The following is a 26,526-nucleotide window of genomic DNA, read 5'->3' on the forward strand; positions in this document are numbered from 1 at the left end:
TCATGGCCGGGCTCGTCCCGGCCATCCACGGCTTTTCGGCGGCATTAAGAACGTGGATGGCCGGGACAAGCCCGGACATGACGGACTTTGTGGCAGAGGCAGCGCCGCCAGAATCTGCTAACACCCCGCCATGACCGCACCCGACGCGACCTCCTCCGCCGATGCCCCCGCGCCTGCGCCCTCCTGGCGCGAGAGCCTTGCCGTGTATCTGCAGCCGCGTGTGCTGATCGTGCTCTTCCTCGGCTTCTCCTCGGGGCTCCCGCTCGCACTGTCGGGATCGACGCTGCTGGTGTGGATGGCGGAGGCGGGGGTCGATCTCGGAACCATCGGGTTGTTTGCGCTGGTGGGAACGCCGTACACGCTCAAATTCCTGTGGGCGCCGCTGGTCGACGCGCTGCACGTGCCGTTCTTCACCCGCGCCTTCGGCCGCCGGCGTGGGTGGCTGGTGTTTTCGCAGCTGCTGCTGATCGGCGCGATCCTGCTGTTGGCGCTGACCGATCCAGCGCGCTCGCCGCTGTTCGTCGCGCTTGGTGCACTCCTGGTCGCGACGATGTCCTCGACGCAGGACATCGTCGTCGATGCATTCCGCGTCGAGAGCCTGCCCGAAAGCGAGCAGGCCGCCGGCATGGCCGCCTATGTCGCGGCCTATCGCATCGGCATGCTGATATCGACCGCGGGCGCCTTGTTCATCGTCACCGGCTTCGAGGCGATCGTCCCTCGTGGCGCCGCCTGGATGTGGGGCTATGTGGTGATGGCCGCTCTGGTGCTGATTGGCACGGTGACGGCGCTGGCCGCCACCGAGCCCGCTCAATCCAAGCGCGCCGAGGCTGCCACGCAGAACGAGGACGCGCTCATGCGGGTGTTCCATGCCGCGATGGGCGCGTTCTCGGAATTCCTGAGCCGCAAGGAAGCGTGGGCGGCGCTTGCCTTCGTCGTGCTGTTCAAGTTCACCGACGCGTTCTCCGGTAATATGACCGTGCCGTTCGTGATCGACATCGGCTTCACGCGGAACGACTACGCGGTGATCGTGAAGGGCGTCGGCATCGCAGCGACCTTGGCCGGCGGGTTTGCCGGCGGATTCGTGGCACGGCGCTATTCGCTCGCAACGAGCCTGTGGATCGGCGGCATCGTACAAGCGGTCTCCAACCTGTCGTTCTCGTGGCTGGCACTGGTCGGCGTCAATGAATGGGCGCTGACCCTCGCGATCACCTCCGACAATTTCTGCAACGCCATCGGCACCGTGATCTTCGTCGCCTATCTCTCCGCGCTGTGCCAGAACCCGTTGCACACCGCGACCCAATATGCGCTGCTGACGGCGCTCGCCGCCGTGGGACGCACCTATTTGTCGTCGGGCGCGGGTTATCTGGCGAAAGCGACGGGCTGGCCGATGTTCTTCGCGATCTCCGTCCTCGTCGCCATCCCCAGCCTGATGCTGCTGGCGTATTTGCAGAGGCGCGGGCATTTCGAGACGCTGGAGCCGGCGCGGGTGTGAGCTGACGCTCTCGCCATCGTCATTGCGGGCGAAGCGAAGCAATCCAGACTGTCACCGCAGGGGCTGTCTGGATTGCTTCGTCGCGAGGGCTCCTCGCAATGACGGCGGAGAGAGCCGCGCAGACGCCCTTACTGCTTCTTGATCAGGCTCCACTTCGTGATCACGGCCTCGCTCATCTGGCCGGCATCGCTGGCACAGGCGATCTCGTCGACCTTGACCGAGATCTCCTTGCCGACGAACGACTTCAGCTGCGTGGCCTGCGCGTCGGTGGAGGTGACGAGCTGGAAGGTTTCGGGACCGGTCTCGAGATTGCACAGCCCGTTCGGCGGAGGCAGCCGGCGCGGCTCGGAGGTGATCTGGTAGGTCGCGACGCGCTTGCCGTTCTTGACGTCGCGAACCTTCATCGCGTTCAGTTCGCCCGAGAGCACGTCACCGGTGTTGATCGGCTTGCCGGGCTTGGACGGCGGCGGCGTCTCGTCGCCCTGCTGCGCGGAGTTGGCCGGGCTCACCAGCAGCATCATCATCGCGACCAAAGCCCATCGCGTGGCGAAAAGTTTCGTCATGTCGTCCGTTCCGTAAAGTCTGGATGGCTAGAACAGCGTACGCTGCCGCATCGCAGCCGATAGCGTACCTTCATCGAGATAATCAAGCTCGCCGCCGACGGGAACTCCGTGGGCGAGCCGCGTCACCTTCACATTGGCGTCCTGAAGCAGGTCGGTGATGTAATGCGCGGTGGTCTGGCCGTCGACCGTCGCGTTCAGCGCCAGGATGATCTCGTGCACCTGCGAATCATGTGCGCGCGCCACCAGCGAATCGATGGTGAGATCCTGCGGACCGACGCCGTCAAGCGGCGACAACGTCGCGCCCAGCACGTGATAGCGCCCCTGGGTGGCGTTGGCCCGCTCCAGCGCCCATAGGTCGGCGACGTCGGCAACGACGACGATGATGGAGGGATCGCGCTTCGGATCGGTGCAGACAGTGCAGGGATTTTGCGTGTCGATGTTGCCGCAGGTCTTGCAGACCTGGACCTTGTCCAGCGCGACCTGAAGGGCCGAAGACAGCGGCATCATCAGCGCTTCGCGCTTCTTGATCAGATGCAGCGCAGCGCGCCGCGCCGAGCGCGGACCGAGGCCCGGCAGCCGCGCGAGAAGCTGGACCAGCCGCTCGATCTCGGGACCCGCAACAGCGCCCATATTACTGGCCGAACAACCCCGGCGGCAGGCCGAGCCCGCCGGTGAGGGCCTGCATCTTCTCCTGCATGGCGGTCTCTGCCTTGCGGCGGGCATCACTAAGCGCGGTGACGAGCAGGTCTTCCAGCACCTCGCGCTCTTCCGCCTTCATCAGCGAGGGATCGATCTTGATGCCCTTGACGTCCATCTTCGCGGTCATGCGCACGGCGACGAGGCCGCCTCCGGAGATGCCTTCGACCTCGACGTTGGCGAGCTGCTCCTGCATCTCCTGCATCTTGGATTGCAGCTGCGCCGCCTGCTTCATCATGCCGAGAAAATCAGCCATGGGTTGCGTGTCCTTAAAAGAGGCTCAGAAATCGTCGTCGCCGTCGGAACCGTCGGGCGGATCGTCACTGCCATAGTCGGCGTTAATATTGGTTTCCGGCGTCTCGGGGGCAAGCCTGCGGACCTCGACGACCTTGGCACCGGGAAAACGCGACAGCACCTCCTGCACGCGCGGATCGGCTTCCGCGGTACGGGCATGCTCCTGCTTGGCCGCCTGGTTCACCGAGCGCAGCGTCGGCTGGCCCTGCTCGTTGGACACGATCACGGTCCAGCGCCGGCCGGTCCACAGCTCGAATTTCTTCGCAAGCTCCGAGATCATGGTCTTGGAGGCGTTGGGCTCGAGCGCGACTTCCAGCCGGCCCTCTTCGAAACGGACGAGGCGCATGTCGCCTTCGAGCGCGCTCTTGGTCATGATGTCGCGCTTCTGCCCGGCGAGCGCGACGAGCTGGGTGAAGCTGGTGATGCGCAGCTGCGGTGCCGCGGCTTGCGGGGCCGGCGCGGGGGCAGCCATCTGCGGCCGTGCCCCTCCACCAAACGAAGGCGATGAAGTCGGCATACGAACTGGCGGCACAGGCGTAGCCGGCGCCGCGGAAGCAACCGGCGCCCCCGGGGCGCTGCGCGCCGCACCGCCGCCGCTCACGACCGGAGAGCCGCCGCCGTTCTGCTCCAGCATCCTGATCGCTTCATCGGGCGTCGGCAGATCGGCGACATAGGCAATGCGTACCAGGACCATTTCCGCCGCGGCCGCGGGGCGCGTTGCGGCCTGCACCTCGGTGATGCCCTTGAGCAGCATCTGCCACATCCGCGACAGCACGCGCATCGAGATTTTCGACGCGAAGTCCCGCGCGCGAACCCGCTCGGTCTCCCCATAGGCGACGTTGTCGGCGGTCGCCGGCACGATCTTCACGCGGGTGACGAAATTGACGAACTCGGCGAGGTCCGAGAGCACGACAATGGGATCGGCGCCGACGTCGTACTGCTCGCGGAACTCCCTGAAGGCGGCAGCGATGTCGCCGCGCGCCAGCGAATCGAAGAGATCGATGACGCGGGTGCGGTCGGCGAGACCCAGCATCTGCCGGACGGCATCGGCCTTGACGGTGCCTGCCGCATGCGCGATCGCCTGATCGAGCAGCGACAACGAATCACGCACCGAGCCTTCGGCGGCGCGCGCGATGATGCCGAGCGCCTCGGGTTCGATCTCGACGCTTTCCTTCGTCGCGATATTGGCGAGGTGCTTCATCAGCACATCCGCCTCGACCCGGCGCAGGTCGAAGCGCTGGCAGCGCGACAGCACGGTGACCGGAACCTTGCGGATCTCGGTCGTCGCGAACACGAACTTGGCGTGCTCCGGCGGCTCCTCCAGCGTCTTCAGGAAGGCGTTGAAGGCTGCCGTCGACAGCATGTGGACTTCGTCGATGATGTAGACCTTGTAGCGGGCGCTGGCGGGGGCATAACGCACGCTGTCATTGATCTGGCGGACGTCGTCGACGCCGGTATGCGACGCCGCGTCCATCTCCAGCACATCCATGTGCCGGCTTTCCATGATCGCCTGGCAGTGCACGCCCAAAGTCGGCATGTGGATGGTCGGGCCCTTCACCGAACCATCAGGCATCTCGTAGTTGAGCGCGCGGGCAAGGATGCGCGCAGTGGTGGTCTTGCCGACACCGCGGACGCCGGTGAGAATCCAGGCCTGAGGAATGCGCCCGGTCTCGAACGCATTGGAGACGGTGCGGACCACCGCCTCCTGGCCGATCAGGTCGTCAAAAGAGGAAGGGCGGTATTTGCGCGCCAGCACCCGGTAAGGCGCGTTGCCGGCGCTGTCGGGATTGGGAGGGGCGCCAGCGTCGGTCATCGGTCGATCCGCAATGGAATGTCTCTTGGCCGGCTCTTGCGGAAAGGAGCGCGCTGGCGGGACGACCGCCGGCGCAATTCGCTCGAAAAAACAGGTAGGAGACTGACGAGCGACCCGATCCGGACCTCGTTAGGGCTGCTTCCTTCCGGACCTGACCCGGTTGGCGAGTGGCTCGTCCACCGCCAATCTCCCGGTCCCTATTTGGGGCCAAAGAGGGCGGAAAGCAAGCGGGTATCGGTTCGTACGGCTCGAGTTTGCCCAGCATCAGGGCAATTCCCGGCCTGCCCAGCCGATAGGCTGTGCTTTCGCCGCACGGACCACCTTGCTAAGAACGCCTGCCGGAACTCCATCCAACCAGAAAAGCGATAGATCCCAATGGTTACACGTCGTGATGTTGCATCGATTGTCGGATTGGGCGCGGTGACAGCGGCCGCGCTGGTTTCGCCGACCGCGGCCCAGACAGCCGATCCGAACGAATCGACCTTCGCCCGCATCCGCCGGACCAAGAAGATGCGGATCGGCGCGGTCGGCGGCGGCGCGCCCTATTACATGAAGGACCTCGCCTCCGGCCAGTGGAAGGGTTTCTACATCGACATCGCGAAGGGCCTCGCCGACGACATGGAGGCCGAGCTCGAGATCACCGAGACCACTTGGGGCAATTCGGTGCTGGATCTCCAGGCCAACAAGATCGACATCTTCTTCGGCCTGAACCCGCCCCCAAAGCGCGCGCTGGTGGTCGATTTCTCCGTGCCAGTCTTCAACAATGCCTTCGCCATCCTCTGCAAGAAGGATTTCAAGCCGAAGAGCTGGGCCGAGCTGAACTCGCCCGACATCAAGATCGCGGTCGACCAGGGCTCCTCGCATGACCAGGTCGTCAGCCGCCTGACGCCGAAGGCGCAGATCACGCGGCTGAAGACCGCGGACGATGCCACCGCCGCGCTGCAGACCGGCCGCGTCGATGCGCAATGCCTGATCACCATGCTGTCGCTGACCGTGCTGAAGAAGAACCCGTCGCTCGGCCAGCTGGTGCTGCCGACGCCGATCTTCGCCACCACGTCGAATGCCGGCTTCCGCCGCGAGACCGACAAGACCTGGCGCGACTACGTCAACACCTGGATCGACTTCAACAAGGGCCTCGGCTTCATCCGCAATGCGATCATCACCAACATGGAGCTGGTGGGCGTGACGGAAGCGGACATTCCGCCGGGCGTGTCGCTGTAGGTTTCCACCGTCGTTCCGGGGCGCCCGAAGGGCGAACCCGGAATCTCGAGGTTCCGGGTTCGATGCTTCGCATCGCTCCGGATCGACGGTGCAAAATGGCACCCACGACGAGTAATCGCACGCATGTATCAGTGGGACTTCGGCATCCTCTGGAGCTATCGCTGGCTCTTTCTCAACGGGCTCGGCGTCACCGTCGGCTTCACGATCGTCATCGTGGTGTGCGGGTTGCTGTTCGGGCTGCTGGGTGCCTTCGGCAGCCTGTCGCGCTTCAAGGCGTTGCGCCTTCTCGCCCTCACTTTCATCGAGGCGTTCCGCTGCACGCCGATCCTGGTGCAGCTGATCTGGTTCTATTACGCACTTCCGATCCTCGCCGGCGTCGAGATGACGCCGATTACCGCCTCGGCGCTGGCGCTGTCGCTCTATGGCGGCTCGTTCTATTCGGAGATCATCCGCGGCGGCATCGTCTCGATCGACAACGGCCAGTCCGAGGCCGGTGCCGCGCTCGGCATGACGCCGATCCAAACCATGCGGCGCATCGTGCTGCCGCAGGCGATCAAGCGCATGATTCCGGCGCTGATGAACCAGTCGATCATCCAGTTCAAGAACACCTCGCTGGTCTCGGTGCTGGCGGTCCCCGATCTCGTCTATCAGAGCCAGGTCGCGGCCCACGACAGCTACCGGCCGCTGGAGACCTACACCGCCGTTGCGGTCGCCTATGCGGCGATCCTGATTCCGCTCACCATCCTCGTCCGCCGCGGCGAGAAGCGACTGGCGGTCGGCGAATGAGCGAGACGCCGAAAATCGAGATCCGGTCCTTACGCAAGAGCTTCGGCAGCAACGAGGTCCTCAAGAACATCAATCTCGACGTCGCCAAGGGCGGTGTGGTCGCGCTGATCGGCCCGTCGGGCTCCGGCAAGTCGACGCTGCTCCGCTGCATCAATCTGCTGGTGGTGCCCGACGGCGGCAGCGTCCGCGTCGGCGACACCCGGTTTGCGTTCGGCGACGGCGCCAAGCTGCCGGACGTGAAGACACTCGCAAGATTCCGCGCCACCACCGGCATGGTGTTCCAGCATTTCAACCTGTTCCCACATATGACGACGCTGCAGAACGTGATGGAAGGCCCAGTCACGGTGCGGCGCATGGCCAAGGCCGACGCCGAGACGCTCGCGCGGGCACAGCTCGCCAAGGTGGGCCTTGCGGAGAAAGCCAACCAATATCCGGCGACGCTCTCGGGCGGGCAGAAGCAGCGCGTCGCAATCGCGCGGGCGCTCGCGATGGAGCCTGATGTCATGCTGTTCGACGAGGCCACCTCCGCGCTCGATCCTGAATTGGTCGGTGAGGTGCTCAACGTCATTCAGCAGCTGGCGTCCGAGGGCATGACCATGGTGATCGTGACCCACGAGATCGCCTTCGCCCGCGAGGTCGCCGACCGCCTCGTCTTCATGCGCGATGGTATCGTCGTCGAGGAAGGTCCGGCGCGGCAGGTGATCGACAATCCCAGGGAAGCGGCAACGCGCGCCTTCCTCGGCCATTTCCACCGCACCGGCGCTTTGCCGCCGGCCACAACGGCACCGTGATGTCTGAAATCAATCGCGTCTATCTCGTCACCGGTGCCGCCAGCGGCATTGGCCGCGCCACCGTAAAGCTGCTCGCGGCGCCCGGCATCGGGCTCGCGCTGCATACGCGCTCCAATTCAGAAGCCCTCGAGGCAACCGCAGCGGAAGCCGCGGCGCAAGGCGCTCTCGTTGCAAAATGCCTCGGCGACCTCGCCGAGGAGACCGCGGCCGCCGACGCCATCGCTGCTGCGCAGACCGCCTTCGGCCAGCTCGACGGATTGGTTCTGGTCGGCGGTCATGCCCGCCGCGGCAGCGCCATCGGCACGCCGCCGGACCAGTTCCGTCAGGCGATGGACGAATCGGCGCTCGCGTTCACGCGGATGGTCGACGCCGCGCTGCCCCTGCTGCGCGCGGGGCGCGATGCGCGCATCGTCGCGGTGTCGTCCTTTGTCGCACACGCGATCCGCCCCGAATTCGCGCCCTTCGCGGCGACGGCCGCAAGCCGCTCCGCGCTGGAAGCCCTGGTGCGGCTGACCGCGGTCGAACTCGCCAGCGACGGCATCACCGTCAACGCAGTTTCGCCCGGCCTCATCGTCAAGGACAAGCCGAGCGAGAGCCGCCTTTCACCCGAGCAGATCGCAGCAACCGAGGCGCTGATCCCGATGCGCCGGCGCGGGCGGCCGGAGGAAGTCGCCGAAATCATCGCGTTCCTCGCATCCCCCAAAGCATCCTACGTCACCGGCCAGATCTGGCACGTCAATGGAGGCCTGACATGACCGAAGCGACCATCGAACGCCTCAGGCTGTTCCTGATCGAAAGTCCAATCAAGATGACGCGCCTGCAGGGCGTCGGCAACGTCAAGGGCACCGTGAAGCGCGTGCTGATCGAGCTCACCTCGAGTGACGGCGTGATCGGCTGGGGCGAGGCCGCGCCGTGGGAGGTCTTTACGGGCACGCCGGAAGCAGCGTTTTCGGCGCTCGATATTTACTTGAGGCCGATCGTGCTCGGCAAGCCGGTGCGCCGCATCCGCGCGGTAATGGCCGAGCTCGACCGCGCGCTGGTCGGACATGCCGAGGCCAAGGTCGCAATCGAGATGGCGTTGCTCGACATCGTCGGCAAATCGTCGGGACTTTCTGTCGCCGACCTCCTCGGCGGCCGCGTGCGCGACACCATTCCCCTCTCCTTCTCGATCGCCGATCCGGATTTCGCCGCCGATCTCGAGCGCATGCGGAAGATGGTTCCCGACGGCAATATCATCTACAAGGTCAAGACCGGCGTGAAGCCGCATCGCGAGGACCTCGATCATCTCGCGGCGATCCGGAAGGAATTCGGCGATAAGGTCGATTTGCGCGTCGATTACAATCAGGCGCTCGCGCCGTTCGGCGCTATCAAGATCCTGCGCGATGTCGAGGAATTCGCGCCGACCTTCATCGAGCAACCCGTGCCGCGCAAATTTATCGATGCGATGGCGCAGCTCACCGCGGCGCTGGAAACGCCTGTGCTCGCGGATGAGAGCTGCTTCGATCGCCGCGACATGATGGAGGTGGCGCGGCGCGAGGCGGCGGACGCCGTATCGATCAAGCTGATGAAGGCCGGCGGCCTGTTCGAGGCGCAGGCGATCATGGCGATCGCCGACATCGCCGGCATGCCCGGTTATGGCGGCACGCTGTGGGAGGGCGGCATCGGGCTTGCCGCCGGCACGCAGCTGATCGCGGCGACATCAGGCATCTCGCTCGGCTGCGAGTTCTACATGCCACACCACGTGCTGACCGAGGACGTGCTGGAAGAGCGCATCGCCAACCGCGCCGGTCACGTCGTCGTGCCTGACGGCCCGGGCCTCGGCATCCGCGTCAGCGAAGCCTCGGTCCGAGCCAATGCAAGGGTGCTGGCGGAGGCGTAAAGGCAGCGTCAACACCGCCACAAACTCGGTCGTCGTCACTGGCAAGCCTCAGCGCAGACCCGGGGCGACGAGCGTGTATGCAGTTGCCGTCCTTCCCCTATCGGAATCGCTGTCGTATGGTCGCTCCAAACAAGCCCGAACTCATCGGGCCGTCCGGAAACGCATATGCCCGAACCCGCCTGGTCGCTGCACTCCCGCCTGAAAGAGGACACCATCGACATCGGCGATCTGCCGCTGTCGAAAGTGCTCGTCATCAAGGATGCACACTATCCCTGGCTGCTGCTGGTGCCTCGGCGGCCTGACGCGGTCGAGATCATCGATCTCGACGAGGTGCAGCAGGCGCAACTGATGACGGAGATCTCCCGCGTCTCGCGTGCGCTGAAGGAGATCACCAGATGCGACAAGCTCAATATCGCCGCGCTGGGCAACCTCGTACCGCAGCTGCACGTCCACATCATCGCACGCCGGACCAGTGACGCGGCCTGGCCACGTCCGGTGTGGGGCGTGATGCAGCCGCTGGCGCACGACGCCACCGAAGTGCAGAATTTCATCAGCGCGCTCCGCCGCAAGATCTGGTTGGGTTGAAAGAACAAGAAATGTCAGCATTCGACGCGTTTCCGCTGGGGCAGCCGGCCTTCGTCACCAACATTCTCGACCGCGCCGCGCATCTGCGCCGCGACGACGAAAAGCTGTTCGCGATGGAGCAGAAGCCGTCGTCGCGCGCCTATGTGGTCTATCGCGATTCGCTGCTGGTGAAGCGCGAGGGCGAGAAGGTGCGCGCGCTGCTCGGGGTCGAGGAGGCGCTGAAGTGCGGCGCCAATCCCGGTACGATCTTTCTGGGCCTGCGCGATGGTGCGGCCGTGTTCGGGATGGGACTATCGCAGGCCGCTGCCGAGAAGCTGGTCGGCCGCGAGGACTACACCATCACCGAGCTGCGCGGCATGGCGATGCAGGGTGCGCTTCCGCCAGAGGAGTTGTCGGCGATCGCGATGGCGAAGTCGATGGTGAGCTGGCATCAGCGCCACGGCTACTGCGCCAATTGCGGCGCGCGCACCGCGATGAAGGAAGGCGGCTGGAAGCGCGATTGCCCGGCCTGCAAGGCCGAGCACTTTCCGCGCACCGACCCGGTCGTAATCATGCTGGTCGCCTCGGGCGACAAATGCCTGCTCGGCCGGCAGAAGCAGTTTCCGCCCGGCATGTATTCCTGCCTCGCCGGCTTCGTCGAGGCGGCCGAGACCATCGAGGACGCGGTGCGCCGGGAGATCCTCGAGGAGTCCGGCATTCGCTGCACCGACGTGCAATATTATATGACCCAGCCCTGGCCCTATCCGTCGTCGCTGATGATCGGCTGCAGCGCACGGGCCGTGAGCGAGGACATCGTCGTTGATCGCATGGAGCTGGAAGACGCGCGCTGGTTCACGCGCGAGGAGGCAGCCCTGATGCTGACGCGGACGCATCCCGACGGGCTCGCCGGCCCGCATCCCTTCGCCATTGCTCATCATCTGCTCGGCCGCTGGGTGCACGACAAGAGCAGCACCTGAGCTGAGACCATCGATGCCCCGGATCGCGCCGCGCATCCTCTTCCATGGCGCCTTCACGCTCCGGCTTGCCGAGGGCGAGGGGGCACGCGAGGCGCTGCGGCCGCCGCAGCACCGAAATGCGCCCGCATCGCAGCGGCCTTCCGTCCCCCAACGCATTGAAGTTGAAGAACTTCTGCTCAACCGGCCCTAGAGCGGTTCCATTGCGCCGCGAAGATTATAGGCTTGCTGTGGAAAGATTTTCTCTATATCAGGAAAATAAGCCCCTTAAATGAAACAAAGTTCTTCGAATGACTGATGTTGCCGCCCAGGTTCCCGAGACCAGCCGCCGGCTCGATGCCATCGACCGCAAGATCCTGATGGTCCTTCAGGAGGATGCCTCACTCTCCGTCGCCGAGATCGGCGACCGCGTCGGCTTGTCTTCGACCCCCTGCTGGAAGCGCATCCAGCGCTTGGAGGCCGATGGTGTCATCATCAAGCGCGTGGCGCTTGTCGACCAGAACAAGATCGGACTTGGCATTTCCGTGTTCGTGTCGGTCGAGAGCGCCGATCACTCGGACGCCTGGCTGAAGCGGTTCGCCGAAGCCGTCAGCGCCATGCCCGAGGTGATGGAGTTCTATCGCATGGCCGGCGACGTCGATTACATGCTGCGCGTCGTGGTCGCGGACATGCAGGCCTATGACGTGTTCTACAAGAAGCTGATCAGCGCGGTGCCGCTGAAGAACGTCACCTCGCGCTTTGCGATGGAGAAGATCAAGTCGGTCACCGCGCTGCCGATTCCCGCGGTGGTGGTGGCCTGACGCCGATTCTCATTCTGACGCGTTTTCTTCACACGAGCCGGTATCCACTTCGCTCGAGAACGCTTCAAGCCGGCTGAAACACCGGCAGGGTGACGCTGACGCGCGTGCCTCCGCCCGGCGCCGCGCCGATCTCGATCGTCCCGCCATGGGCCTCAACCAGGCTGCGGACGACGGCGAGACCAAGGCCGGCGCCGCCGGTCGCGCGATTGCGCGACTTCTCCAGCCGGTGGAACGGCTCCAGCACGGTCTGACGCTGATCGGGCGGAATCCCCGAGCCCTCGTCGCCGATCGACACGACGACGGCACCGTCCTTCAGGGCCGTGCGCACATGCGCTGCATGGCCATAGGCGAGCGCGTTGTCGATGATGTTGGCGAAGACCCGCCGCAGGGCGAGGCGGTCGCCGAGGACAACAACGTTGCGCACACGCTCGTCCGTGACCAGATCGACCGCTGCGCCCTGAACGTGCCGGTCGTGCACCTCGACGGCGACCAGCGCGGCGAGCTCGACCATCTCCTGCGACAGTCCGCCGACACCCGCCCGCGTCGACAGCAGCGCGTCGTCGAGCAGCCGGATCATGTCGTCGATATCGGCTACCGCCCGCTGCCGCTCGGCGTCGTCGGGAATGTGCTCGACGCGCAGTCGCAGCCGCGTCGCGAAGGTCCTGACGTCATGAGCGATGCCGCCAACCAGCGTCATGCGCGCACGCAGCATCTCGGCAAGCCGGCCCTGCAAGCGGTTGAACGCGGCGACGACGGCGCGGATCTCCGGCGCGCTGCGCTTTGCATCGGGCAGCGGCGGCGGATCGGCCGACAAGTCGACACGATCGACGGCGGCGGCGAGCTGCGCCAGCGGCCGCGTCTCGCGTTGCATCACCAGAAGCGCCAGCAGCGCCACGATCGAGCCGAACAGGCCAGCACCGAAGCCGACGGGCAGGCCGAAGGGGGTCACCGGCAGGCGGGTATAGGCGTCGATGACCAGCAGATCGCCGCTGCGCAGGCCAATGCGGAATTCGATCGCATTGGCCATCAGCCGCGCGAGGCGGGGAAAGAATCGACTTCCGCGATGATTCGGCGGCGACACGATCTCGACCGGGCGACCCGCAAGGCCGGCCGCATAGGTCTCGCGCAATTGTCGCTGCTGCTCCGGCGTCTCGCCGTCGACTGGCGCCCCCGACGGCACGATCCGCGCCTTGAATTGCGGCGACGACACTGCGTCGAGGACGGCCTGCCGTGCGTCGCCGACCGTGCCCTCGAGCAACGTTGCAAGCGCATCGAGGCGCGCAGGCGATGGCCGCGTGAGCTCGTTCTCCTGCAGCGTCGTGCGGTAGAAGATCCCCACGAGCAAGGTAACCACCACGATGAAGCCGACCAGTCCGATCAGCGCCAGCCGGGCGGCGAGCGTCACGCGCAGCATCACGACACCTGCTTGACGGTCGCGGTGAACAGATAGCCGCCGTTGCGCACCGTCGTGATCAGGCTCGAGCCGGGACTTGCACTGTCGAGCTTGCGGCGCAGCCGCGAGATCAGCATGTCTACGGTGCGGTCGAACGGCTCTGCCGAACGGCCACGGGTCCAGTCGAGGATCTGGTCGCGCGTCAGCACCCGGCGCGGGCGCTGCACGAAACAGCCGAGCAGGCCGAACTCGGCGCTGGTCAATTGCAGCGCCGGCGTCTCGGCCTCGATCGTCTCGACACTGCGCGCATCGAGATCGATCACGAAGCGGTCGAACGCGAAGCGCCGAACCAGCGGCTTGGCCGGCGCCCCGCTGGCACGACGCAGGATGGCGCGAACGCGCGCCAGCAGCTCGCGCGGCCCGAACGGCTTGGTGAGATAATCGTCCGCGCCCATCTCGAGACCGACCACGCGATCGATCTCGTCGCTCTTGGCGGTCAGCATCAGGATGGGGAGGGAGTCGTCGGCCCGCAAGCGACGACAGATCGAGAGCCCGTCCTCGCCCGGCAGCATCAAGTCGAGGATGACGAGGTCGGGCCGCAGGCGCTGGAGCATCGAATCCATCGCCTTGCCGTCGGCGACACAAGCGACCTGGAACCCCTCGCGCCGCATGAAGTCGGCAACGAGGCGGCTGATCTCGGGATCGTCCTCCACCATGAGGATCGTGGCCGAATGTGCGTTCATCGCCCGCATTTTGGACGACCGCGCGTTCCGCGCAAGGGCAGCGGCGCCGTTGTTACACAGTGTTACATGGCGCCGACAAAGGCCTAACAATCGTTTCGTCCCGGCAATGCGGCGCAGACGCCGCAGCTCCAGTCTCCTCTGCATGGCTCCCGCTGACGGCAGCCCCCAGAAGGAGACGACGAACCATGACCAAGCTTTTCCTCACCTCCCTCTTCATCGGCACCTTGTCGGTCGCCGCGGCGGCCGACGCCAATGCCTGGACGCGATCGGCGACGGCGACCGGGCCGCGCGGCACCTCCCACGTCACCGCGACGGGAAGCTGCGCCAACGGAAGCTGCACGCGCAGCGTGACTCGCACCGGTCCTGCCGGCAACACCTACACCCGCACCGGCACGATCTCACGCTGACGCCGCGCCGCCGTCGCCGCGTCAGCCCCGCGCGGCGACGGCCGATCTCGTCGAATCAGAAAGGATCAGCACGGTGCCATCGATTCTCCGTTTCCTGCCGCAAGCTGCAGCCATCGTCGCCCTCGGCGCTTCGACGTCCGCATTCGCCCAGAGCCAGCTGCAAACGCAGATCACGCCGAAGACGCGCAGCGAAGCACGAGCGACCATGCAGGCCTGCCGCGCCGACTATCGCCGCCTTTGCAGCGACGTCGCGCCGGGTGGCGGACGCATTCTCGCCTGCCTGCAATCCCACGCCGGCCAGCTCACCTCGACCTGCGCACAAACGCTGCCTCGCACGCAGGCAGGGGACAGCGCCGCCACCGGCGCCGCACCGAAATAGGAGGATGCCGTGGGCTACGCCTCACTTCTGCTCGATCCGACGCTCAGACGCGTGATCCTGGCGACGGCGATCTGCCTGATGCTGCTCGAATACGGCATCGGGCGGCTTGCCCATCGCGACACCCACGACTGGCGCGAGAGCGTTGCCTCGTTCGGCGTGGCCCTCGGACAGAACCTGCTGCGCGCGCTCGAGGCAGGCATTCTGGCGGTGCCGTTCGCATTCCTGTACGAGCGCCGCCTGTTCGACTTCGCGCAGACCGGTCCGCTTGCACTCGCAGGATTATTCCTGGGCAGCGAGTTCCTGTACTACTGGCAGCATCGCGCCTCGCATCGCATTCGCTGGATGTGGGCAACGCATGCAGTGCATCACTCGACGACGCGACTGAATCTGACTGCGGCGATCCGGCTCGGCTGGACCGGCAACATATCAGGCAATTTCCTGTTCTTCCTGCCGCTCGCGCTGGTCGGCTTCCATCCCCTTGCGATCGTCGCGATGCTCGGGATCAATCTGCTTTACCAGTTCTTCATCCACAGCGACTTCGCGCCGAATCTCGGCGCGCTCGAATGGGCGCTCAACACGCCGAGCCATCATCGCGTGCATCATGCCTGCAACGAGCCGTGCCTCGACAAGAACTACGGCGGCATCCTGATCGTGTTCGACCGCCTGTTCGGGACCTTTGCCAAACCGCCCTCTGACCAGCCGCTCCGCTTCGGCCTCGTTGGCGGCACACGATCCTTCAACCCGATCCGGATTGCGCTCGGCGAATGGATCGCGATGCTGGGCGACGCCTGGAAGGCACGGGGCGCGGGCGCGAAGCTCCGCGCCCTGTTCGGCCCGCCCGGAGGCTGAGCGCGCGCCGGCGCTCAAATCTTCTGATTGTACTCGCCGACTTCAGGATGCGTGCCGAGCACGCTGTTCACCATCTCGAACATGTCGTGCATGCGCTGCTCGGAGACCGGGCTCTCGACCACGACGACGAGTTCGGGCTTGTTGGAAGAGGCGCGCACCAGGCCCCAGCTGCCGTCCTCGACCGTGACGCGGACGCCGTTGACGGTAACGAGATCGCGGATCGCCTGCCCCCCGATCTTCGCGCCCTTGGCCTGCAGGCCCTCGAAGTGCTTCACCACCTTGTCGATGACGCCGTATTTGGTCTCATCCGCACAGTGCGGCGACATGGTCGGCGACGACCAGGTCTTCGGCAGCGCGTTCTTCAGATCTGCCATCGACTTGCCGGGCGCGCGGTCGAGCATGTCGCAGATCGCGATTGCCGAGACCAGGCCATCGTCATAGCCGCGGCCATAGGGCTTGTTGAAGAAGAAGTGGCCGGACTTCTCGAAGCCGGCGAGCGCGCCGGTCTCGTTGGTGCGGCGCTTCATGTAGGAATGGCCGGTCTTCCAATAGGCGGTCTTCGCGCCCTGCTTCTGCAGCACCGGATCGGTGACGAACAGGCCGGTCGACTTCACGTCGACGACGAACTGCGCGTCCTTGTGGATTGCCGACATGTCGCGCGCCAGCATCACGCCGACTTTGTCGGCAAAGATCTCCTCGCCGGTGTTGTCGACGACACCGCAGCGGTCGCCGTCGCCGTCGAAGCCGAGGCCGACATCGGCCTTGTGATGCAGCACTGCGTCGCGGATCGCGTGCAGCATCTCCATGTCCTCGGGGTTCGGGTTGTATTTCGGGAAGGTGTGGTCGAGCTCGGTGTCGAGCGGGATCACCTCGCAGCCGATCGCCTCCAGCACCTGCGGGGCGAACGCGCCGGCGGTGCCATTGCCGCAGGCAGCGACCACCTTCAGCTTGCGCGTCAGCTTCGGACGGGAGGTGAGATCGGCGATGTAGCGCGCCGGATAATTCTCGTGGAATTGATAGGAGCCGCCCGCGTTGTTCTTGAACTCGGCATTGAGAACGATTTCCTTCAACCGCGTCATCTCGTCGGGACCGAAGGTGAGCGGACGGTTGGCGCCCATCTTCACGCCGGTCCAGCCATTGTCGTTGTGCGAGGCGGTCACCATGGCGACGCAGGGCACGTCGAGATCGAACTGTGCGAAATAGGCCATCGGCGTCACCGCGAGGCCGATATCGTGCACCTTGCAGCCCGCCGCCATCAGGCCGGAGATCAGGGCGTATTTGATCGAGGCCGAATAGCCGCGGAAATCGTGGCCGGTGACGATCTCCTGCCTGACGCCGAGCTCGGCGATCAGCGCACCCAGCCCCATGCCTAGCGCCTGCACACCCATCAGGTTGATTTCCTTCTGGAACAACCAGCGCGCGTCGTATTCGCGAAAGCCCGTCGGCTTCACCATCGGTTCGGATTCGAAGGCGTAGGTGTTTGGCAACAGTACGGATTTCGGCTTCGGGAACATTGAGACGGTCTCGTGAAAAAGGGGCGGGATTTGCTGCAGCCTTAGCGAATGCCCGGCCGCAGCGGAAGGCGGGATTGAAGGCTTATGGCCGATAATTGCGGCAGATTGGTAACGAGGAGACGTTACCGCGAGGGCGGCCAGAGCAAAGATATTGTTGTCTTGAAATGGACGGGCGCGCGATCGCGCGGGCTGGCCCTACTGCTCCAGCACCATCCGGCCGTTGGCGTATTCGAATCGCTTCAGGCGGGACAGGAAGGAGAGGCCGAGAAGGTTCTCGGAGAGCGCCGCGTCCGGCAGCACCATGGCATCGACGTCGCGCACGACGAGGCCGCCGACGTCGAGCATGGCGATACGGGTGCGCGCGGCCTTGATGGTGCCGTTGGCCGTGGAGACGGTGGCAGTGTACTCGCCGCGCGAGGGACGCAGGCCGAAGCGAGCGGCCGAGGTCTCGTTCAGCGCAACGACCGAGGCGCCGGTGTCGATCATGAAGCCGATGCGCTGGCCGTCGATCCGACCCTCGGTCTGGAAATGACCGCGGCCGTCGCGCGAAATGCTGAGACTGCGGCCGCCGGCCGGGGCGGTGGAGGCAACGGCCACCGTCGTGCGGGGGATCGAGGTGGCGGAGGCGGAGCTCATCTTGTCAGCCATCTGGGCCATGAAGGTGCCGAGGCCGATCATCACGGCCGCGAAGATCATAATGTTACGCATCACACCACTTCCGAGCCGGAAAGCTCGATTTCATCACGCAGCGTGCCCGGCGGCGAGCGAAGCCGCGGTCAGAGCGCTGCTATTTTGACGAAAAGCATGAGCGGACGGTTAATGCGCGATCGAACTTTCACGTCCCGCGCGGCTTCGCCCGCCGCGTCGGCACTGCGTTCGCCGGATCGTCCGGCCAAGGGTGGCGCGGGTATCGGCCCCTCAGGTCGGAGCGTACGGCGGCGTAGCTGCCGCGCCAAAAGCCGGGGAGATCGCGCGTCACCTGCACCGGGCGCTGCGCTGGCGACAGCAATTCCAGCACCAGCGGCACCTTGCCGGCGGCGATCGATGGATGGGTGTTGAGGCCGAACAATTCCTGGAGCCGCACCGCGATGGTCGGCCCCTGCTCGGCCTCGTAATCGATCGCGAGCGCGCTTCCGGTCGGCGCTTCGAAATGGGTCGGCGCCTCGCGATCGAGCCGCGCGCGCATGTCCCAGGGCAGCAGCGCCATCAGCGCGTCCGAGAGGTCCCCCGCTGAGATGTCCCTGAGCGCGATCTTGTCGTAGAGCGCCGGCACCAGCCAGTCCTCGCGGCGCGCGATCAACCCATCGTCGGAGAGGTCGGGCCAGCTCTCGCCCTCGGCCTTGCGCAGGAACATCACGCGGTCGCGCCATTGCTTCGCGGCCTTCGACCAGGGCAGCCGGTCGAGACCTGCGGCGATCAGCCCATCGGCAAGGATCCGCGCTGTCTCCTCCGAAGGCGACACGGCGAGCGTCGCCTCGGACAGCGTGATCGCATGCAGTGCGCGCTTCCGTCGCGCGCGCAGCGCCATCGCGCCGCGATCAAAGGAGATCTCGTCGGAGGTCTCGATATGCTCGGCGAAATGCCGCTCGATCTCATCCTCGGTGATTTGCGCCGCGAGCAGGATGCGTCCGCTCGCCGCCGTACCCGTCATCTCGCCGATCGCGATGTAGGGCGCGCGCGCGAGCGAGGACGTCTGCTCGACGGACGCGCCACGGCCGTTGGCCAGCACGAAGCTGCCATTGCCGCGGTTGCGCGCGACACGGTCCGGAAAGGCATAGGCGAGCATCAGGCCGGTCGAGAGCTCCTCGTGCTGCCCGGTCTTCTCCGATGCCGCAACCTGCGAGGCCCAGCGGCGCGCCAGATCGCGCGCGCTCGCGGCACGCGGCGAGCGGTCGCGACGAAACTGGTCGCGCCGGTGCTCGAGATCGACGCTGTCGCCCCCTAACCCGCGCTCGGTGATAATCGCAGCGATCTCGGCGGCAGCCTCGCCGCTTCCCGCGCGATGCGAATCCACGATCATGCGTGCCAGCCGCGGCGGCAGCGCCAGCGCGCGCAGGCTCTTGCCCTCGGCTGTGATACGGCCGTCGCCGTCGAGCGCGTTGAGCTCGGTGAGAAGGCTTTTGGCTTCCTTCCAGGCTGGCTGCGGCGGCGGGTCGAGGAACGACAATGCGCCGGGATCAGTGACGCCCCATTGCGCGAGGTCGAGCACCAGCGAGGACAGATCGGCGCTGAGGATTTCCGGCTGGGTGTAGGGCGCAAGCGAGGCCGTCTGCGGCTCGTCCCAGAGCCGGTAGCAGACACCGGGCTCGGTGCGGCCGGCGCGGCCGCGGCGCTGGTCCACCGCCGCACGCGAGGCGCGCACGGTCTCGAGCCGCGTCAGGCCGATGTCGGGCTCGTAGCGTGGCACGCGGGCGAGCCCGGAATCGACGACGATGCGCACGCCCTCGATCGTGAGCGAGGTCTCGGCGATCGAAGTCGCCAGCACCACCTTACGCGAGCCCCTGGGCGCCGGTGCGATGGCGCGGTCCTGCACGGCCGCATCGAGCGCCCCGAACAGCGGCACGATCTCGATGGAGGCGTCGTGCACGCGCTCGCCGAGAAAGTTCTGGGTGCGGCGGATCTCGGCGGCGCCCGGCAGGAACGCCAGCACCGAGCCGCTGTCGACGCGCAGCGCAGACGCAATCGCATCCGCCATCTGCCGCTCGATCTGCGCATCGGCCTTGCGGCCGAGATAGCGCGTCTCGACCGGAAAGGCGCGGCCCTCGCTTTCGACGACGGGCGCCTCGCCGAGCAATTTGGCAACGCGCGCGCCGTCGAGCGTGGCCGACATCACGAGGATGCGGAGATCCTCGCGCACGCCGGTTTGCGCATCGCGCGCCAGTGCGAGGCCGAGATCGGCGTCGAGCGAGCGTTCGTGGAATTCGTCGAACAGGATCGCGGCAACGCCCGACAGTTCGGGATCGTCGAGGATCTGGCGAGTGAAGATGCCCTCGGTCACCACCTCGATGCGCGTCGCGCGCGATATTTTCGAGCCGAAGCGGACACGATAACCGACGGTCTCCCCCGCGCGCTCGCCGAGCGATTTGGCCATGCGATCGGCACTGGCGCGCGCGGCGATGCGGCGCGGCTCCAACACGATGATCTTCTTATCCTTCGCCCAGGGCGCATCCAGCAGCGCCAGCGGCACCCGCGTGGTCTTGCCGGCGCCGGGCGGCGCCACCAGCACGGCGGCATTGTTGGCCTCCAGCGTGCGCGACAAATCGTCGAGCACGGCATCGATCGGGAGGGGCGTGTCGAAGCTGCGGGCCAAGGTGTATCCACTCGTCATGCCCGGCCTTCTCGCCGGACATCCACGTTCTTTCAGGCGAGAGTGAACAAGACGTGGATGGCCGGGACAAGCCCCGCCATGACGGCTTCTTTCAACAAGAAAGCAGCTGTCAGCCCTGCACAGGGGGCCGGCCGACGCTCTCGTAGGTGAAGCCGGCGGCTTCCATGTCTTCGGGGCGATAAATGTTGCGGAGATCGATGAGAACGGGCTGCGCCATGGTCGCCTTCAACCGATCGAAATCGAGCGCGCGAAACTGCACCCATTCGGTGACGATGACGAGCGCGTCCGCGCCTTCCGCGCAGGAATAGGCGTCCTCGCAGTAGGTGACGTTGGGCAGCTCACTCTTTGCCTGCTCCATGCCGACGGGATCGAACGCCTTGACGTTCGCACCCAAGTCGATCAGGCCCGTGACCAGCGGGATCGACGGTGCGTCGCGCATGTCGTCGGTGTCGGGCTTGAAGGTGAGGCCGAGCACCGCGATGGTCTTTCCCCGCAGCGAGCCGCCGAGCGCCTGGCTCACTTTCCGCGCCATCGCGCGCTTGCGGTTCTCGTTGACCGCCAGCACGGATTCGACGATGCGCAGGGATACGTCGTAGTCCTGCGCGATCTTGATCAGGGCCTTGGTATCCTTCGGGAAGCACGAGCCGCCGAAGCCGGGACCTGCATGCAGGAATTTTGTGCCGATGCGGTTGTCCAGGCCAATGCCGCGCGCGACCTCCTGGACGTTGGCGCCGGCCTTTTCCGAGAGATCGGCGATCTCGTTGATGAAGGTGATCTTGGTCGCCAGGAACGCGTTGGCGGCGTATTTGATCATCTCGGCGGTGCGGCGCGCGGTGAACATCAGCGGCGCCTGGTTCAGCGACAACGGGCGGTAGATATCGCCCATCACCTTGCGGCCGCGCTCGTCCGAGGTGCCGACCACGATGCGGTCGGGGAACTTGAAGTCGCGGATCGCCGCGCCCTCGCGCAGGAACTCGGGGTTCGAGGCGACCACGACGTCGGCCGCAGGGTTCGTCTCGCGGATGATGCGCTCGACCTCGTCGCCGGTGCCGACCGGCACGGTCGACTTGGTCACCACGACGGTGAAGCCGGTGAGCGCTCGCGCGATCTCCCGGGCGGCGGCGTAGACGTAGGACAGGTCGGCGTGGCCATCGCCGCGGCGCGAGGGCGTGCCGACCGCGATGAACACGGCATCAGCATCCGCGACCGGCTTGGTGAGATCGGTGGTGAAGTCCAGCCGCTTGGCCTTGACGTTGGTCGCGACCAGTTCGTCGAGGCCGGGCTCGTAGATCGGAATCTCGCCGCGATGAAGCGCCGCGATCTTCTTCTCGTCCTTGTCGACGCAGGTGACGTCATGGCCGAAATCCGCAAAACAGGCCCCGGACACCAGTCCCACATAGCCCGTGCCGATCATCGCGATGCGCATGAAAAATCCTGTCCCAGCTTGGTTAACGGAAGCCCAATTCGCGGCGGTTTAGCATTTTCCCGAGGTCATGGAACAGTCCGGATGCAAAACCGGCCCGCGATTTGAACCGGTAAAGAAGTCGGAAACCACTGGGCCCCAAACTGCCCCGCACCCATACATGGACGGGCGGAACCCGCCTCGAAAAGGGACATCATGGCACGATCAGGCACAATCGCGGTGGCCGGGCTTTCCAGGGCCCCTTCTGCAGCGCGTGTCGACTGGGTCGACTACGCCAAGGGTATCTGCATCGTCATGGTGGTGATGATGCATTCGGTGCTGGGGGTCGAGCTCGCCGCCGGGCAGACCGGTTTCATGCATGTTGTCGTGGCCTTCGCAAAGCCGTTTCGGATGCCGGACTTCTTCCTGATTTCGGGCCTGTTCCTGTCTCTGGTGATCGATCGGGACTGGCGAACCTATCTCGACCGCAAGGTGGTGCATTTCGCTTATTTCTATGTCGTCTGGGTGACAATCCAGTTCGGCTTCAAGGCGCCCGCCTTCGCGGCGGAGACCAGCTGGCACGACGTCGGCCTCTTGTACCTCGAATCCTTCATCGAGCCGTTCGGCACGCTGTGGTTCATCTATCTGCTGCCGATCTTCTTCGTCGTCACAAAACTGACACGCAAACTCCCGCCGCTCGCGATCTGGCTTCTCGCGGCGGCGCTGGAGACTGCACGGATCACGACGGGCTGGACCGTCATCGACGAGTTCTGCGCACGCTTCGTCTATTTCTATTCGGGCTACCTGTTCGCGCCTTACGTGTTCGCCCTTTCGGATCGCGCGCGGAAGCATCCCGCGCTTGCGCTCGCAGCGCTCGCGGCCTGGGCACTGATCAATGCCGGCTTGGTCGCGCACGGGGCCAGCGAATGGAAGATCGTCTCGCTCGTGCTCGGCTTCGCCGGCGCCTGCGCCATCATCACGACGGGCACGCTGCTCGCGCGCGCGCGGTGGCTCAATTTCCTCCGCTTCTGCGGCGAGCATTCGATCGTGATCTACCTCGCCTTCTTCCTGCCGATGGCGGCGACGCGGACGCTGCTGCTGCGCACGGGCGTCATCCCCGACATCGGCACTGTGTCGCTGATCGTCACCATCGCCGGCGTGCTCGGCGCGCTGGCGATCTGGCAGGTGGCGCTGCGGCTCAATGCGCGCTTCCTGTTCGAGCGGCCCGATGCGTTCTGGATCGTGCCGAGGAAGGCGGGCGTGCGGTTGCAGGCAGCGGAGTAGCTGCCCTCTGGGGTGTCGTCGCCCGGCTCGACCGGGCGACCCAGTACGCCGAGATCATTGATTGAGCCGAGAAGCCGCGGCGTACTGGATTCCCCGCTTTCGCGGGGAATGACAGCGGGGGATAGTCGCGCTACCAAGCCAAAAATCCGCCTCCCAAGGCTGTCAAAGTCCGCAAAAATTCATACATTGCGGCCCATGCCCAAAACCTCTTCGAAGACCACCGCCAAAGCTGACACCAAGGCCGCGCCGAAGGCGGCCGCTGACATTAAGCCTGTTGCCAAAGCCGCGACAGCTGCTGCCAAACCGGTGGCGGCGAAGGCCGCCGGCAAGGGCGACCATGTGTTCCTGGTCGACGGTTCCTCCTACATCTTCCGCGCCTATCACGCGCTGCCGCCATTGAACCGCAAATCCGACGGGCTTCAGGTCAATGCCGTGCTCGGCTTTTGCAACATGCTGTGGAAGCTGTTGCGCGAGATGCCCGAGGACAACCGGCCGACGCATCTGGCCATCATCTTCGACAAGTCGGAGATCACCTTCCGCAACAAGATCTATCCGGACTACAAGGCGCACCGGCCGCCGGCTCCCGATGATCTGATCCCGCAATTCGCGCTGATCCGCGAGGCCGTACGTGCCTTTGACCTGCCGTGCCTGGAACAGACCGGCTTCGAGGCCGACGATCTCATCGCGACCTATGTGCGACAGGCCTGCGAGCGCGGTGCCAGCGCCACCATCGTGTCCTCCGACAAGGATCTGATGCAGCTCGTGACCGATTGCGTCACCATGTACGACACCATGAAGGATCGCCGCATCGGCATATCAGAGGTGATCGAGAAATTCGGCGTGCCCCCGAACAAGGTGGTCGAGGTGCAGGCTTTGGCCGGCGATTCCACCGACAACGTTCCCGGCGTGCCCGGCATCGGCATCAAGACCGCTGCGCAACTGATCACCGAATATGGCGATCTCGACCAATTGTTGTTCCGCGCGGGCGAGATCAAGCAGCCCAAGCGACGCGAGGCGCTGCTGGAGAATGCCGAGAAGGCGCGCATCTCGCGGCAGCTCGTGCTGCTTGATGACAAGGTCGACCTGGAGGTGCCGCTGGACGACCTCGCCGTCCACGAGCCGGACGCGCGCAAGCTGATCGCCTTCCTGAAGGCGATGGAGTTCACCACGCTGACGCGGCGTGTCGCCGAATATGCGCAGATCGATCCCGCAAATGTCGATGCCGACCCGGGCTATGCCAGCGGCGCCAGTGTGTTCACGACGCTGCCGCCCTCGGACGTCGTGCCCGCGCCGGGAACCGGCACGCCGGCGCAAGCCGCGCCGGGCAAACCCAACAAGGCGGCGGGCAAGGAGGACAAGGCTGCGAGCCCGAAGGGTGCGCCGATCTCGCTCGCCGCCGCGCGCGAAGAGGCACTGCGCAAGCTTCCGGTCGATCGCAGCAAATACCAGACCATCAAGACCCTCAAGGAGCTCAACGCGTTCATCGCGCGCATCCATGATGCGGGCCATGTCGCGATCGAGACGAGAGCGAACTCGATCGATCCGATGCAGGCCGATCTCTGCGGCATCGCGCTGGCGCTGGCGCCGAACGAAGCCTGCTACGTGCCCCTGGCGCACAGACAGTCCGGCGGCGGCGCCGGCCTGTTCGATGCCGGGCTCGCGCCGGACCAGGTCAAGCATGAGGACGCGCTGCAAGCGCTGCGGCCGGTGCTGGAATCATCAGGCATCCTCAAGATCGGCTTCGACGTCAAGTTCACCACCGTGATGCTGGCGCAGCACGGCATCACCCTGCGCAACATCGACGATGCGCTCCTGATCTCCTACGTGCTCGACGCCGGCCGCGGCTCGCAGGCGCTGGAATCGCTCTCCGAGCGCTGGTTCGGTCATGCCATGCTGAAGGAAAGCGAGCTGCTCGGCAGCGGCAAGGGCAAGATCACATTCGACCAGGTGCCGGTCGACAAGGCCGCGCCGCTGGCGGCCGAAGGCGCCGACGTCGCCTTGCGCGTCTGGCGCGTGCTGAAGCCGCGCCTCGTCGCCGAGCACATGAGCGCCGTCTACGAGACCCTGGAGCGACCGCTGGTCTCGGTGCTCGCACGCATGGAGCGGCGCGGCATCTCGATCGACCGTCAAGTGCTGTCACGGCTCTCCGGCGACTTTGCCCAGACCGCGGCGCGCGTCGAGGCCGAGATCCAGGAGATCGCCGGCGAGCCGGTCAATGTCGGCAGCCCCAAGCAGATCGGTGACATCCTGTTCGGCAAGATGGGATTGCCCGGCGGCACCAAGACGAAGACCGGAGCGTGGTCGACCACGGCGCAGGTGCTGGACGACCTCGCCGAGCAGGGCCACGACTTCCCGAAGAAGATTCTGGAGTGGCGCCAGGTCTCCAAGCTGAAATCGACCTATACCGACGCGCTGCCAACCTATGTCAATCCGCAGACCCATCGCGTGCACACGACCTACGCGCTGGCCGCAACGACGACGGGGCGGCTGTCGTCCAACGAGCCGAACCTTCAGAACATTCCGGTGCGCACCGAGGATGGCCGCAAGATCCGCCGCGCCTTCATCGCCGCGCCGGGGCACAAGCTGGTTTCCGCGGACTATTCGCAGATCGAGCTGCGGCTGCTCGCCGAGATCGCCGACATTCCCGTGCTGAAGCAGGCGTTCCGCGATGGGCTCGACATTCACGCCATGACGGCGTCGGAGATGTTCGGCGTCCCGATCAAGGGCATGCCGAGCGAGATCCGCCGCCGCGCCAAGGCGATCAATTTCGGCATCATCTACGGCATCTCGGCGTTCGGCCTCGCCAACCAGCTCGGCATCGCCCGCGAGGAAGCCTCGGCCTATATCAAGAAGTATTTCGAGCGCTTCCCCGGCATCCGCGCCTATATGGACGAGACGCGCGACTTCTGCCGGAGCCACGGCTACGTCACCACGCTGTTCGGCCGCAAGTGCCACTACCCCGACATCAAGGCCTCCAACGCCTCGGTGCGCGCCTTCAACGAGCGCGCGGCGATCAACGCGCGGCTCCAGGGCACCGCCGCCGACATCATCCGCCGCGCCATGACGCGCGTGGAGGATGCGCTGGCCGCAAAGAAGCTTTCGGCGCAGATGCTGCTCCAGGTGCATGACGAGTTGATCTTCGAGGTGCCGGACGCCGAGGTCGAGGCGACGCTTCCCGTCGTGCAGCACGTGATGCAGGACGCGCCGTTTCCGGCCGTGCTGCTCTCGGTGCCGCTCCATGTCGATGCGCGCGCGGCGAACAATTGGGACGAGGCGCATTAGCGTTCTCTTCACCTCTCGCGCCTGCGCTCGCTGATGCCACACTCTCGGTGTCATCCCCGCGTTCGCGGGGAC

The 26,526-nt window shown here is 65.6% G+C and carries 25 protein-coding genes and 1 other RNA gene; 15 read left to right on the forward strand and 11 right to left on the reverse strand.

Translation table 11 applies throughout. The features are described from left to right. Window positions 1-130: 130 nt before the first annotated feature. Window positions 131-1,492: an AmpG family muropeptide MFS transporter gene (locus EHH60_RS22630; protein WP_124161649.1), complete on the forward strand. Its 1,362-nt coding sequence runs from the start codon at window positions 131-133 to the stop codon at window positions 1,490-1,492. A gap of 128 nt (window positions 1,493-1,620) precedes the next feature. Here the strand turns inward: EHH60_RS22630 and EHH60_RS22635 are convergent, their stop codons facing one another. The 5 genes from EHH60_RS22635 to ffs all read right to left on the reverse strand — a co-directional run bounded on the left by EHH60_RS22635 (window position 1,621) and on the right by ffs (window position 5,049). Then, window positions 1,621-2,055 carry a hypothetical protein gene (locus EHH60_RS22635; RefSeq protein ID WP_124161650.1) on the reverse strand — a complete coding sequence of 145 codons (435 nt, stop codon included), beginning with the start codon at window positions 2,053-2,055 and terminating at the stop codon, window positions 1,621-1,623. A gap of 27 nt (window positions 2,056-2,082) precedes the next feature. Continuing rightward, a complete protein-coding gene (recR, locus tag EHH60_RS22640) occupies window positions 2,083-2,685 on the reverse strand; it encodes a recombination mediator RecR (protein WP_124161651.1) in 603 nt (200 codons plus the stop codon). A 1-nt stretch (window position 2,686) separates the two neighbouring features. Further along, window positions 2,687-3,007: a YbaB/EbfC family nucleoid-associated protein gene (locus tag EHH60_RS22645; protein WP_028176358.1), complete on the reverse strand. Its 321-nt coding sequence runs from the start codon at window positions 3,005-3,007 to the stop codon at window positions 2,687-2,689. A gap of 24 nt (window positions 3,008-3,031) precedes the next feature. Continuing rightward, window positions 3,032-4,858: a DNA polymerase III subunit gamma/tau gene (locus EHH60_RS22650; protein ID WP_124161652.1), complete on the reverse strand. Its 1,827-nt coding sequence runs from the start codon at window positions 4,856-4,858 to the stop codon at window positions 3,032-3,034. Between the two features lie 94 nt (window positions 4,859-4,952). After that, an RNA gene (gene ffs / locus EHH60_RS22655) (signal recognition particle sRNA small type) lies at window positions 4,953-5,049 on the reverse strand. A gap of 184 nt (window positions 5,050-5,233) precedes the next feature. Here ffs and EHH60_RS22660 point away from each other — a divergent pair. The 9 genes from EHH60_RS22660 (at window position 5,234) to EHH60_RS22695 (ending at window position 11,873) form a co-directional block, all read left to right on the forward strand. After that, a complete protein-coding gene (locus EHH60_RS22660) occupies window positions 5,234-6,079 on the forward strand; it encodes a transporter substrate-binding domain-containing protein (protein ID WP_124161653.1) in 846 nt (281 codons plus the stop codon). A 123-nt stretch (window positions 6,080-6,202) separates the two neighbouring features. Beyond that, entirely contained in the window at window positions 6,203-6,865 is a 663-nt protein-coding gene (locus EHH60_RS22665; RefSeq protein ID WP_124161654.1) for an amino acid ABC transporter permease, read from the forward strand. After that, window positions 6,862-7,656 (forward strand): amino acid ABC transporter ATP-binding protein, encoded by a 795-nt coding sequence (locus EHH60_RS22670; RefSeq protein ID WP_124161655.1) that lies wholly within the window; start codon window positions 6,862-6,864, stop codon window positions 7,654-7,656. Before EHH60_RS22665 ends, EHH60_RS22670 begins: the two co-directional genes overlap by 4 nt. Next, window positions 7,656-8,411, forward strand: coding sequence for an SDR family NAD(P)-dependent oxidoreductase (locus EHH60_RS22675; protein WP_124161656.1), 756 nt, complete (start codon window positions 7,656-7,658; stop codon window positions 8,409-8,411). The genes EHH60_RS22670 and EHH60_RS22675 overlap by 1 nt, the downstream gene beginning before the upstream one ends. Further along, entirely contained in the window at window positions 8,408-9,535 is a 1,128-nt protein-coding gene (locus EHH60_RS22680) for a muconate cycloisomerase family protein (protein ID WP_124161657.1), read from the forward strand. Before EHH60_RS22675 ends, EHH60_RS22680 begins: the two co-directional genes overlap by 4 nt. Window positions 9,536-9,700: 165 nt before the next feature. Next, window positions 9,701-10,120 carry an HIT domain-containing protein gene (locus EHH60_RS22685; RefSeq protein WP_199751774.1) on the forward strand — a complete coding sequence of 140 codons (420 nt, stop codon included), beginning with the start codon at window positions 9,701-9,703 and terminating at the stop codon, window positions 10,118-10,120. A gap of 11 nt (window positions 10,121-10,131) precedes the next feature. Further along, on the forward strand, window positions 10,132-11,076 hold the full coding sequence (gene nudC / locus EHH60_RS22690; RefSeq protein ID WP_124161659.1) for an NAD(+) diphosphatase: 945 nt from the start codon (window positions 10,132-10,134) through the stop codon (window positions 11,074-11,076). 13 nt (window positions 11,077-11,089) lie between these two features. Next, entirely contained in the window at window positions 11,090-11,266 is a 177-nt protein-coding gene (locus EHH60_RS37165) for a hypothetical protein (RefSeq protein ID WP_158626757.1), read from the forward strand. 97 nt (window positions 11,267-11,363) lie between these two features. Further along, window positions 11,364-11,873, forward strand: coding sequence for an Lrp/AsnC family transcriptional regulator (locus EHH60_RS22695; RefSeq protein WP_124161660.1), 510 nt, complete (start codon window positions 11,364-11,366; stop codon window positions 11,871-11,873). Window positions 11,874-11,937: 64 nt separating this feature from the next. On the opposite strand, the gene EHH60_RS22700 is transcribed toward EHH60_RS22695, so the two are convergent. Together EHH60_RS22700 and EHH60_RS22705 are read right to left on the reverse strand one after the other, a co-directional pair. After that, window positions 11,938-13,287, reverse strand: a complete 1,350-nt coding sequence (locus EHH60_RS22700) for a sensor histidine kinase (protein ID WP_124161661.1) — start codon at window positions 13,285-13,287, stop codon at window positions 11,938-11,940. Next, window positions 13,287-14,009, reverse strand: coding sequence for a response regulator (locus EHH60_RS22705; RefSeq protein WP_124161662.1), 723 nt, complete (start codon window positions 14,007-14,009; stop codon window positions 13,287-13,289). Before EHH60_RS22705 ends, EHH60_RS22700 begins: the two co-directional genes overlap by 1 nt. A gap of 185 nt (window positions 14,010-14,194) precedes the next feature. On the opposite strand from EHH60_RS22705, the gene EHH60_RS22710 reads away from it, so the two are divergent. From EHH60_RS22710 to EHH60_RS22720, 3 genes are all read left to right on the forward strand, one after another. Further along, window positions 14,195-14,416, forward strand: coding sequence for a hypothetical protein (locus EHH60_RS22710; protein ID WP_124161663.1), 222 nt, complete (start codon window positions 14,195-14,197; stop codon window positions 14,414-14,416). Window positions 14,417-14,489: 73 nt separating this feature from the next. Continuing rightward, complete coding sequence (locus EHH60_RS38110; RefSeq protein WP_245454565.1) at window positions 14,490-14,795, forward strand: cysteine rich repeat-containing protein; 306 nt, start codon at window positions 14,490-14,492, stop codon at window positions 14,793-14,795. 9 nt (window positions 14,796-14,804) lie between these two features. After that, entirely contained in the window at window positions 14,805-15,644 is an 840-nt protein-coding gene (locus EHH60_RS22720; RefSeq protein WP_124161664.1) for a sterol desaturase family protein, read from the forward strand. 14 nt (window positions 15,645-15,658) lie between these two features. Here the strand turns inward: EHH60_RS22720 and EHH60_RS22725 are convergent, their stop codons facing one another. The 4 genes from EHH60_RS22725 to EHH60_RS22740 all read right to left on the reverse strand — a co-directional run bounded on the left by EHH60_RS22725 (window position 15,659) and on the right by EHH60_RS22740 (window position 21,912). Further along, complete coding sequence (locus EHH60_RS22725; RefSeq protein WP_124161665.1) at window positions 15,659-17,158, reverse strand: phosphomannomutase/phosphoglucomutase; 1,500 nt, start codon at window positions 17,156-17,158, stop codon at window positions 15,659-15,661. 195 nt (window positions 17,159-17,353) lie between these two features. Then, window positions 17,354-17,866, reverse strand: a complete 513-nt coding sequence (locus EHH60_RS22730; RefSeq protein WP_199751777.1) for a TIGR02281 family clan AA aspartic protease — start codon at window positions 17,864-17,866, stop codon at window positions 17,354-17,356. A 127-nt stretch (window positions 17,867-17,993) separates the two neighbouring features. Further along, complete coding sequence (hrpB, locus tag EHH60_RS22735; RefSeq protein ID WP_199751800.1) at window positions 17,994-20,468, reverse strand: ATP-dependent helicase HrpB; 2,475 nt, start codon at window positions 20,466-20,468, stop codon at window positions 17,994-17,996. 127 nt (window positions 20,469-20,595) lie between these two features. Beyond that, a complete protein-coding gene (locus tag EHH60_RS22740) occupies window positions 20,596-21,912 on the reverse strand; it encodes a UDP-glucose dehydrogenase family protein (RefSeq protein ID WP_124161667.1) in 1,317 nt (438 codons plus the stop codon). 192 nt (window positions 21,913-22,104) lie between these two features. On the opposite strand from EHH60_RS22740, the gene EHH60_RS22745 reads away from it, so the two are divergent. Continuing rightward, window positions 22,105-23,172, forward strand: a complete 1,068-nt coding sequence (locus tag EHH60_RS22745; RefSeq protein WP_124161668.1) for an acyltransferase family protein — start codon at window positions 22,105-22,107, stop codon at window positions 23,170-23,172. Window positions 23,173-23,367: 195 nt separating this feature from the next. Then, entirely contained in the window at window positions 23,368-26,454 is a 3,087-nt protein-coding gene (gene polA / locus EHH60_RS22750) for a DNA polymerase I (RefSeq protein WP_124161669.1), read from the forward strand. Window positions 26,455-26,526 lie beyond the last annotated feature (72 nt).

The organism is Bradyrhizobium sp. RP6, assembly GCF_003837805.1.
Taxonomy (GTDB): Bacteria; Pseudomonadota; Alphaproteobacteria; order Rhizobiales; family Xanthobacteraceae; genus Bradyrhizobium.

Coding starts and splice junctions, on each gene's coding strand:
- EHH60_RS22695 (WP_124161660.1), top strand. CDS start 11,364: ATGACTGATGTTGCCGCCCAGGTTCCCGAGACCAGCCGCCGGCTCGAT.
- EHH60_RS22745 (WP_124161668.1), top strand. CDS start 22,105: ATGGCACGATCAGGCACAATCGCGGTGGCCGGGCTTTCCAGGGCCCCT.
- EHH60_RS22630 (WP_124161649.1), top strand. CDS start 131: ATGACCGCACCCGACGCGACCTCCTCCGCCGATGCCCCCGCGCCTGCG.
- EHH60_RS22675 (WP_124161656.1), top strand. CDS start 7,656: ATGTCTGAAATCAATCGCGTCTATCTCGTCACCGGTGCCGCCAGCGGC.
- EHH60_RS22650 (WP_124161652.1), bottom strand. CDS start 4,858: ATGACCGACGCTGGCGCCCCTCCCAATCCCGACAGCGCCGGCAACGCG.
- EHH60_RS22685 (WP_199751774.1), top strand. CDS start 9,701: ATGCCCGAACCCGCCTGGTCGCTGCACTCCCGCCTGAAAGAGGACACC.
- EHH60_RS22700 (WP_124161661.1), bottom strand. CDS start 13,287: ATGCTGCGCGTGACGCTCGCCGCCCGGCTGGCGCTGATCGGACTGGTC.
- EHH60_RS22645 (WP_028176358.1), bottom strand. CDS start 3,007: ATGGCTGATTTTCTCGGCATGATGAAGCAGGCGGCGCAGCTGCAATCC.
- EHH60_RS22730 (WP_199751777.1), bottom strand. CDS start 17,866: ATGCGTAACATTATGATCTTCGCGGCCGTGATGATCGGCCTCGGCACC.
- EHH60_RS22635 (WP_124161650.1), bottom strand. CDS start 2,055: ATGACGAAACTTTTCGCCACGCGATGGGCTTTGGTCGCGATGATGATG.
- polA (WP_124161669.1), top strand. CDS start 23,368: ATGCCCAAAACCTCTTCGAAGACCACCGCCAAAGCTGACACCAAGGCC.
- EHH60_RS22665 (WP_124161654.1), top strand. CDS start 6,203: ATGTATCAGTGGGACTTCGGCATCCTCTGGAGCTATCGCTGGCTCTTT.
- EHH60_RS22725 (WP_124161665.1), bottom strand. CDS start 17,158: ATGTTCCCGAAGCCGAAATCCGTACTGTTGCCAAACACCTACGCCTTC.
- EHH60_RS37165 (WP_158626757.1), top strand. CDS start 11,090: ATGCCCCGGATCGCGCCGCGCATCCTCTTCCATGGCGCCTTCACGCTC.
- recR (WP_124161651.1), bottom strand. CDS start 2,685: ATGGGCGCTGTTGCGGGTCCCGAGATCGAGCGGCTGGTCCAGCTTCTC.
- EHH60_RS22660 (WP_124161653.1), top strand. CDS start 5,234: ATGGTTACACGTCGTGATGTTGCATCGATTGTCGGATTGGGCGCGGTG.
- EHH60_RS22680 (WP_124161657.1), top strand. CDS start 8,408: ATGACCGAAGCGACCATCGAACGCCTCAGGCTGTTCCTGATCGAAAGT.
- EHH60_RS22740 (WP_124161667.1), bottom strand. CDS start 21,912: ATGCGCATCGCGATGATCGGCACGGGCTATGTGGGACTGGTGTCCGGG.
- EHH60_RS22670 (WP_124161655.1), top strand. CDS start 6,862: ATGAGCGAGACGCCGAAAATCGAGATCCGGTCCTTACGCAAGAGCTTC.
- EHH60_RS22710 (WP_124161663.1), top strand. CDS start 14,195: ATGACCAAGCTTTTCCTCACCTCCCTCTTCATCGGCACCTTGTCGGTC.
- nudC (WP_124161659.1), top strand. CDS start 10,132: ATGTCAGCATTCGACGCGTTTCCGCTGGGGCAGCCGGCCTTCGTCACC.
- EHH60_RS22705 (WP_124161662.1), bottom strand. CDS start 14,009: ATGAACGCACATTCGGCCACGATCCTCATGGTGGAGGACGATCCCGAG.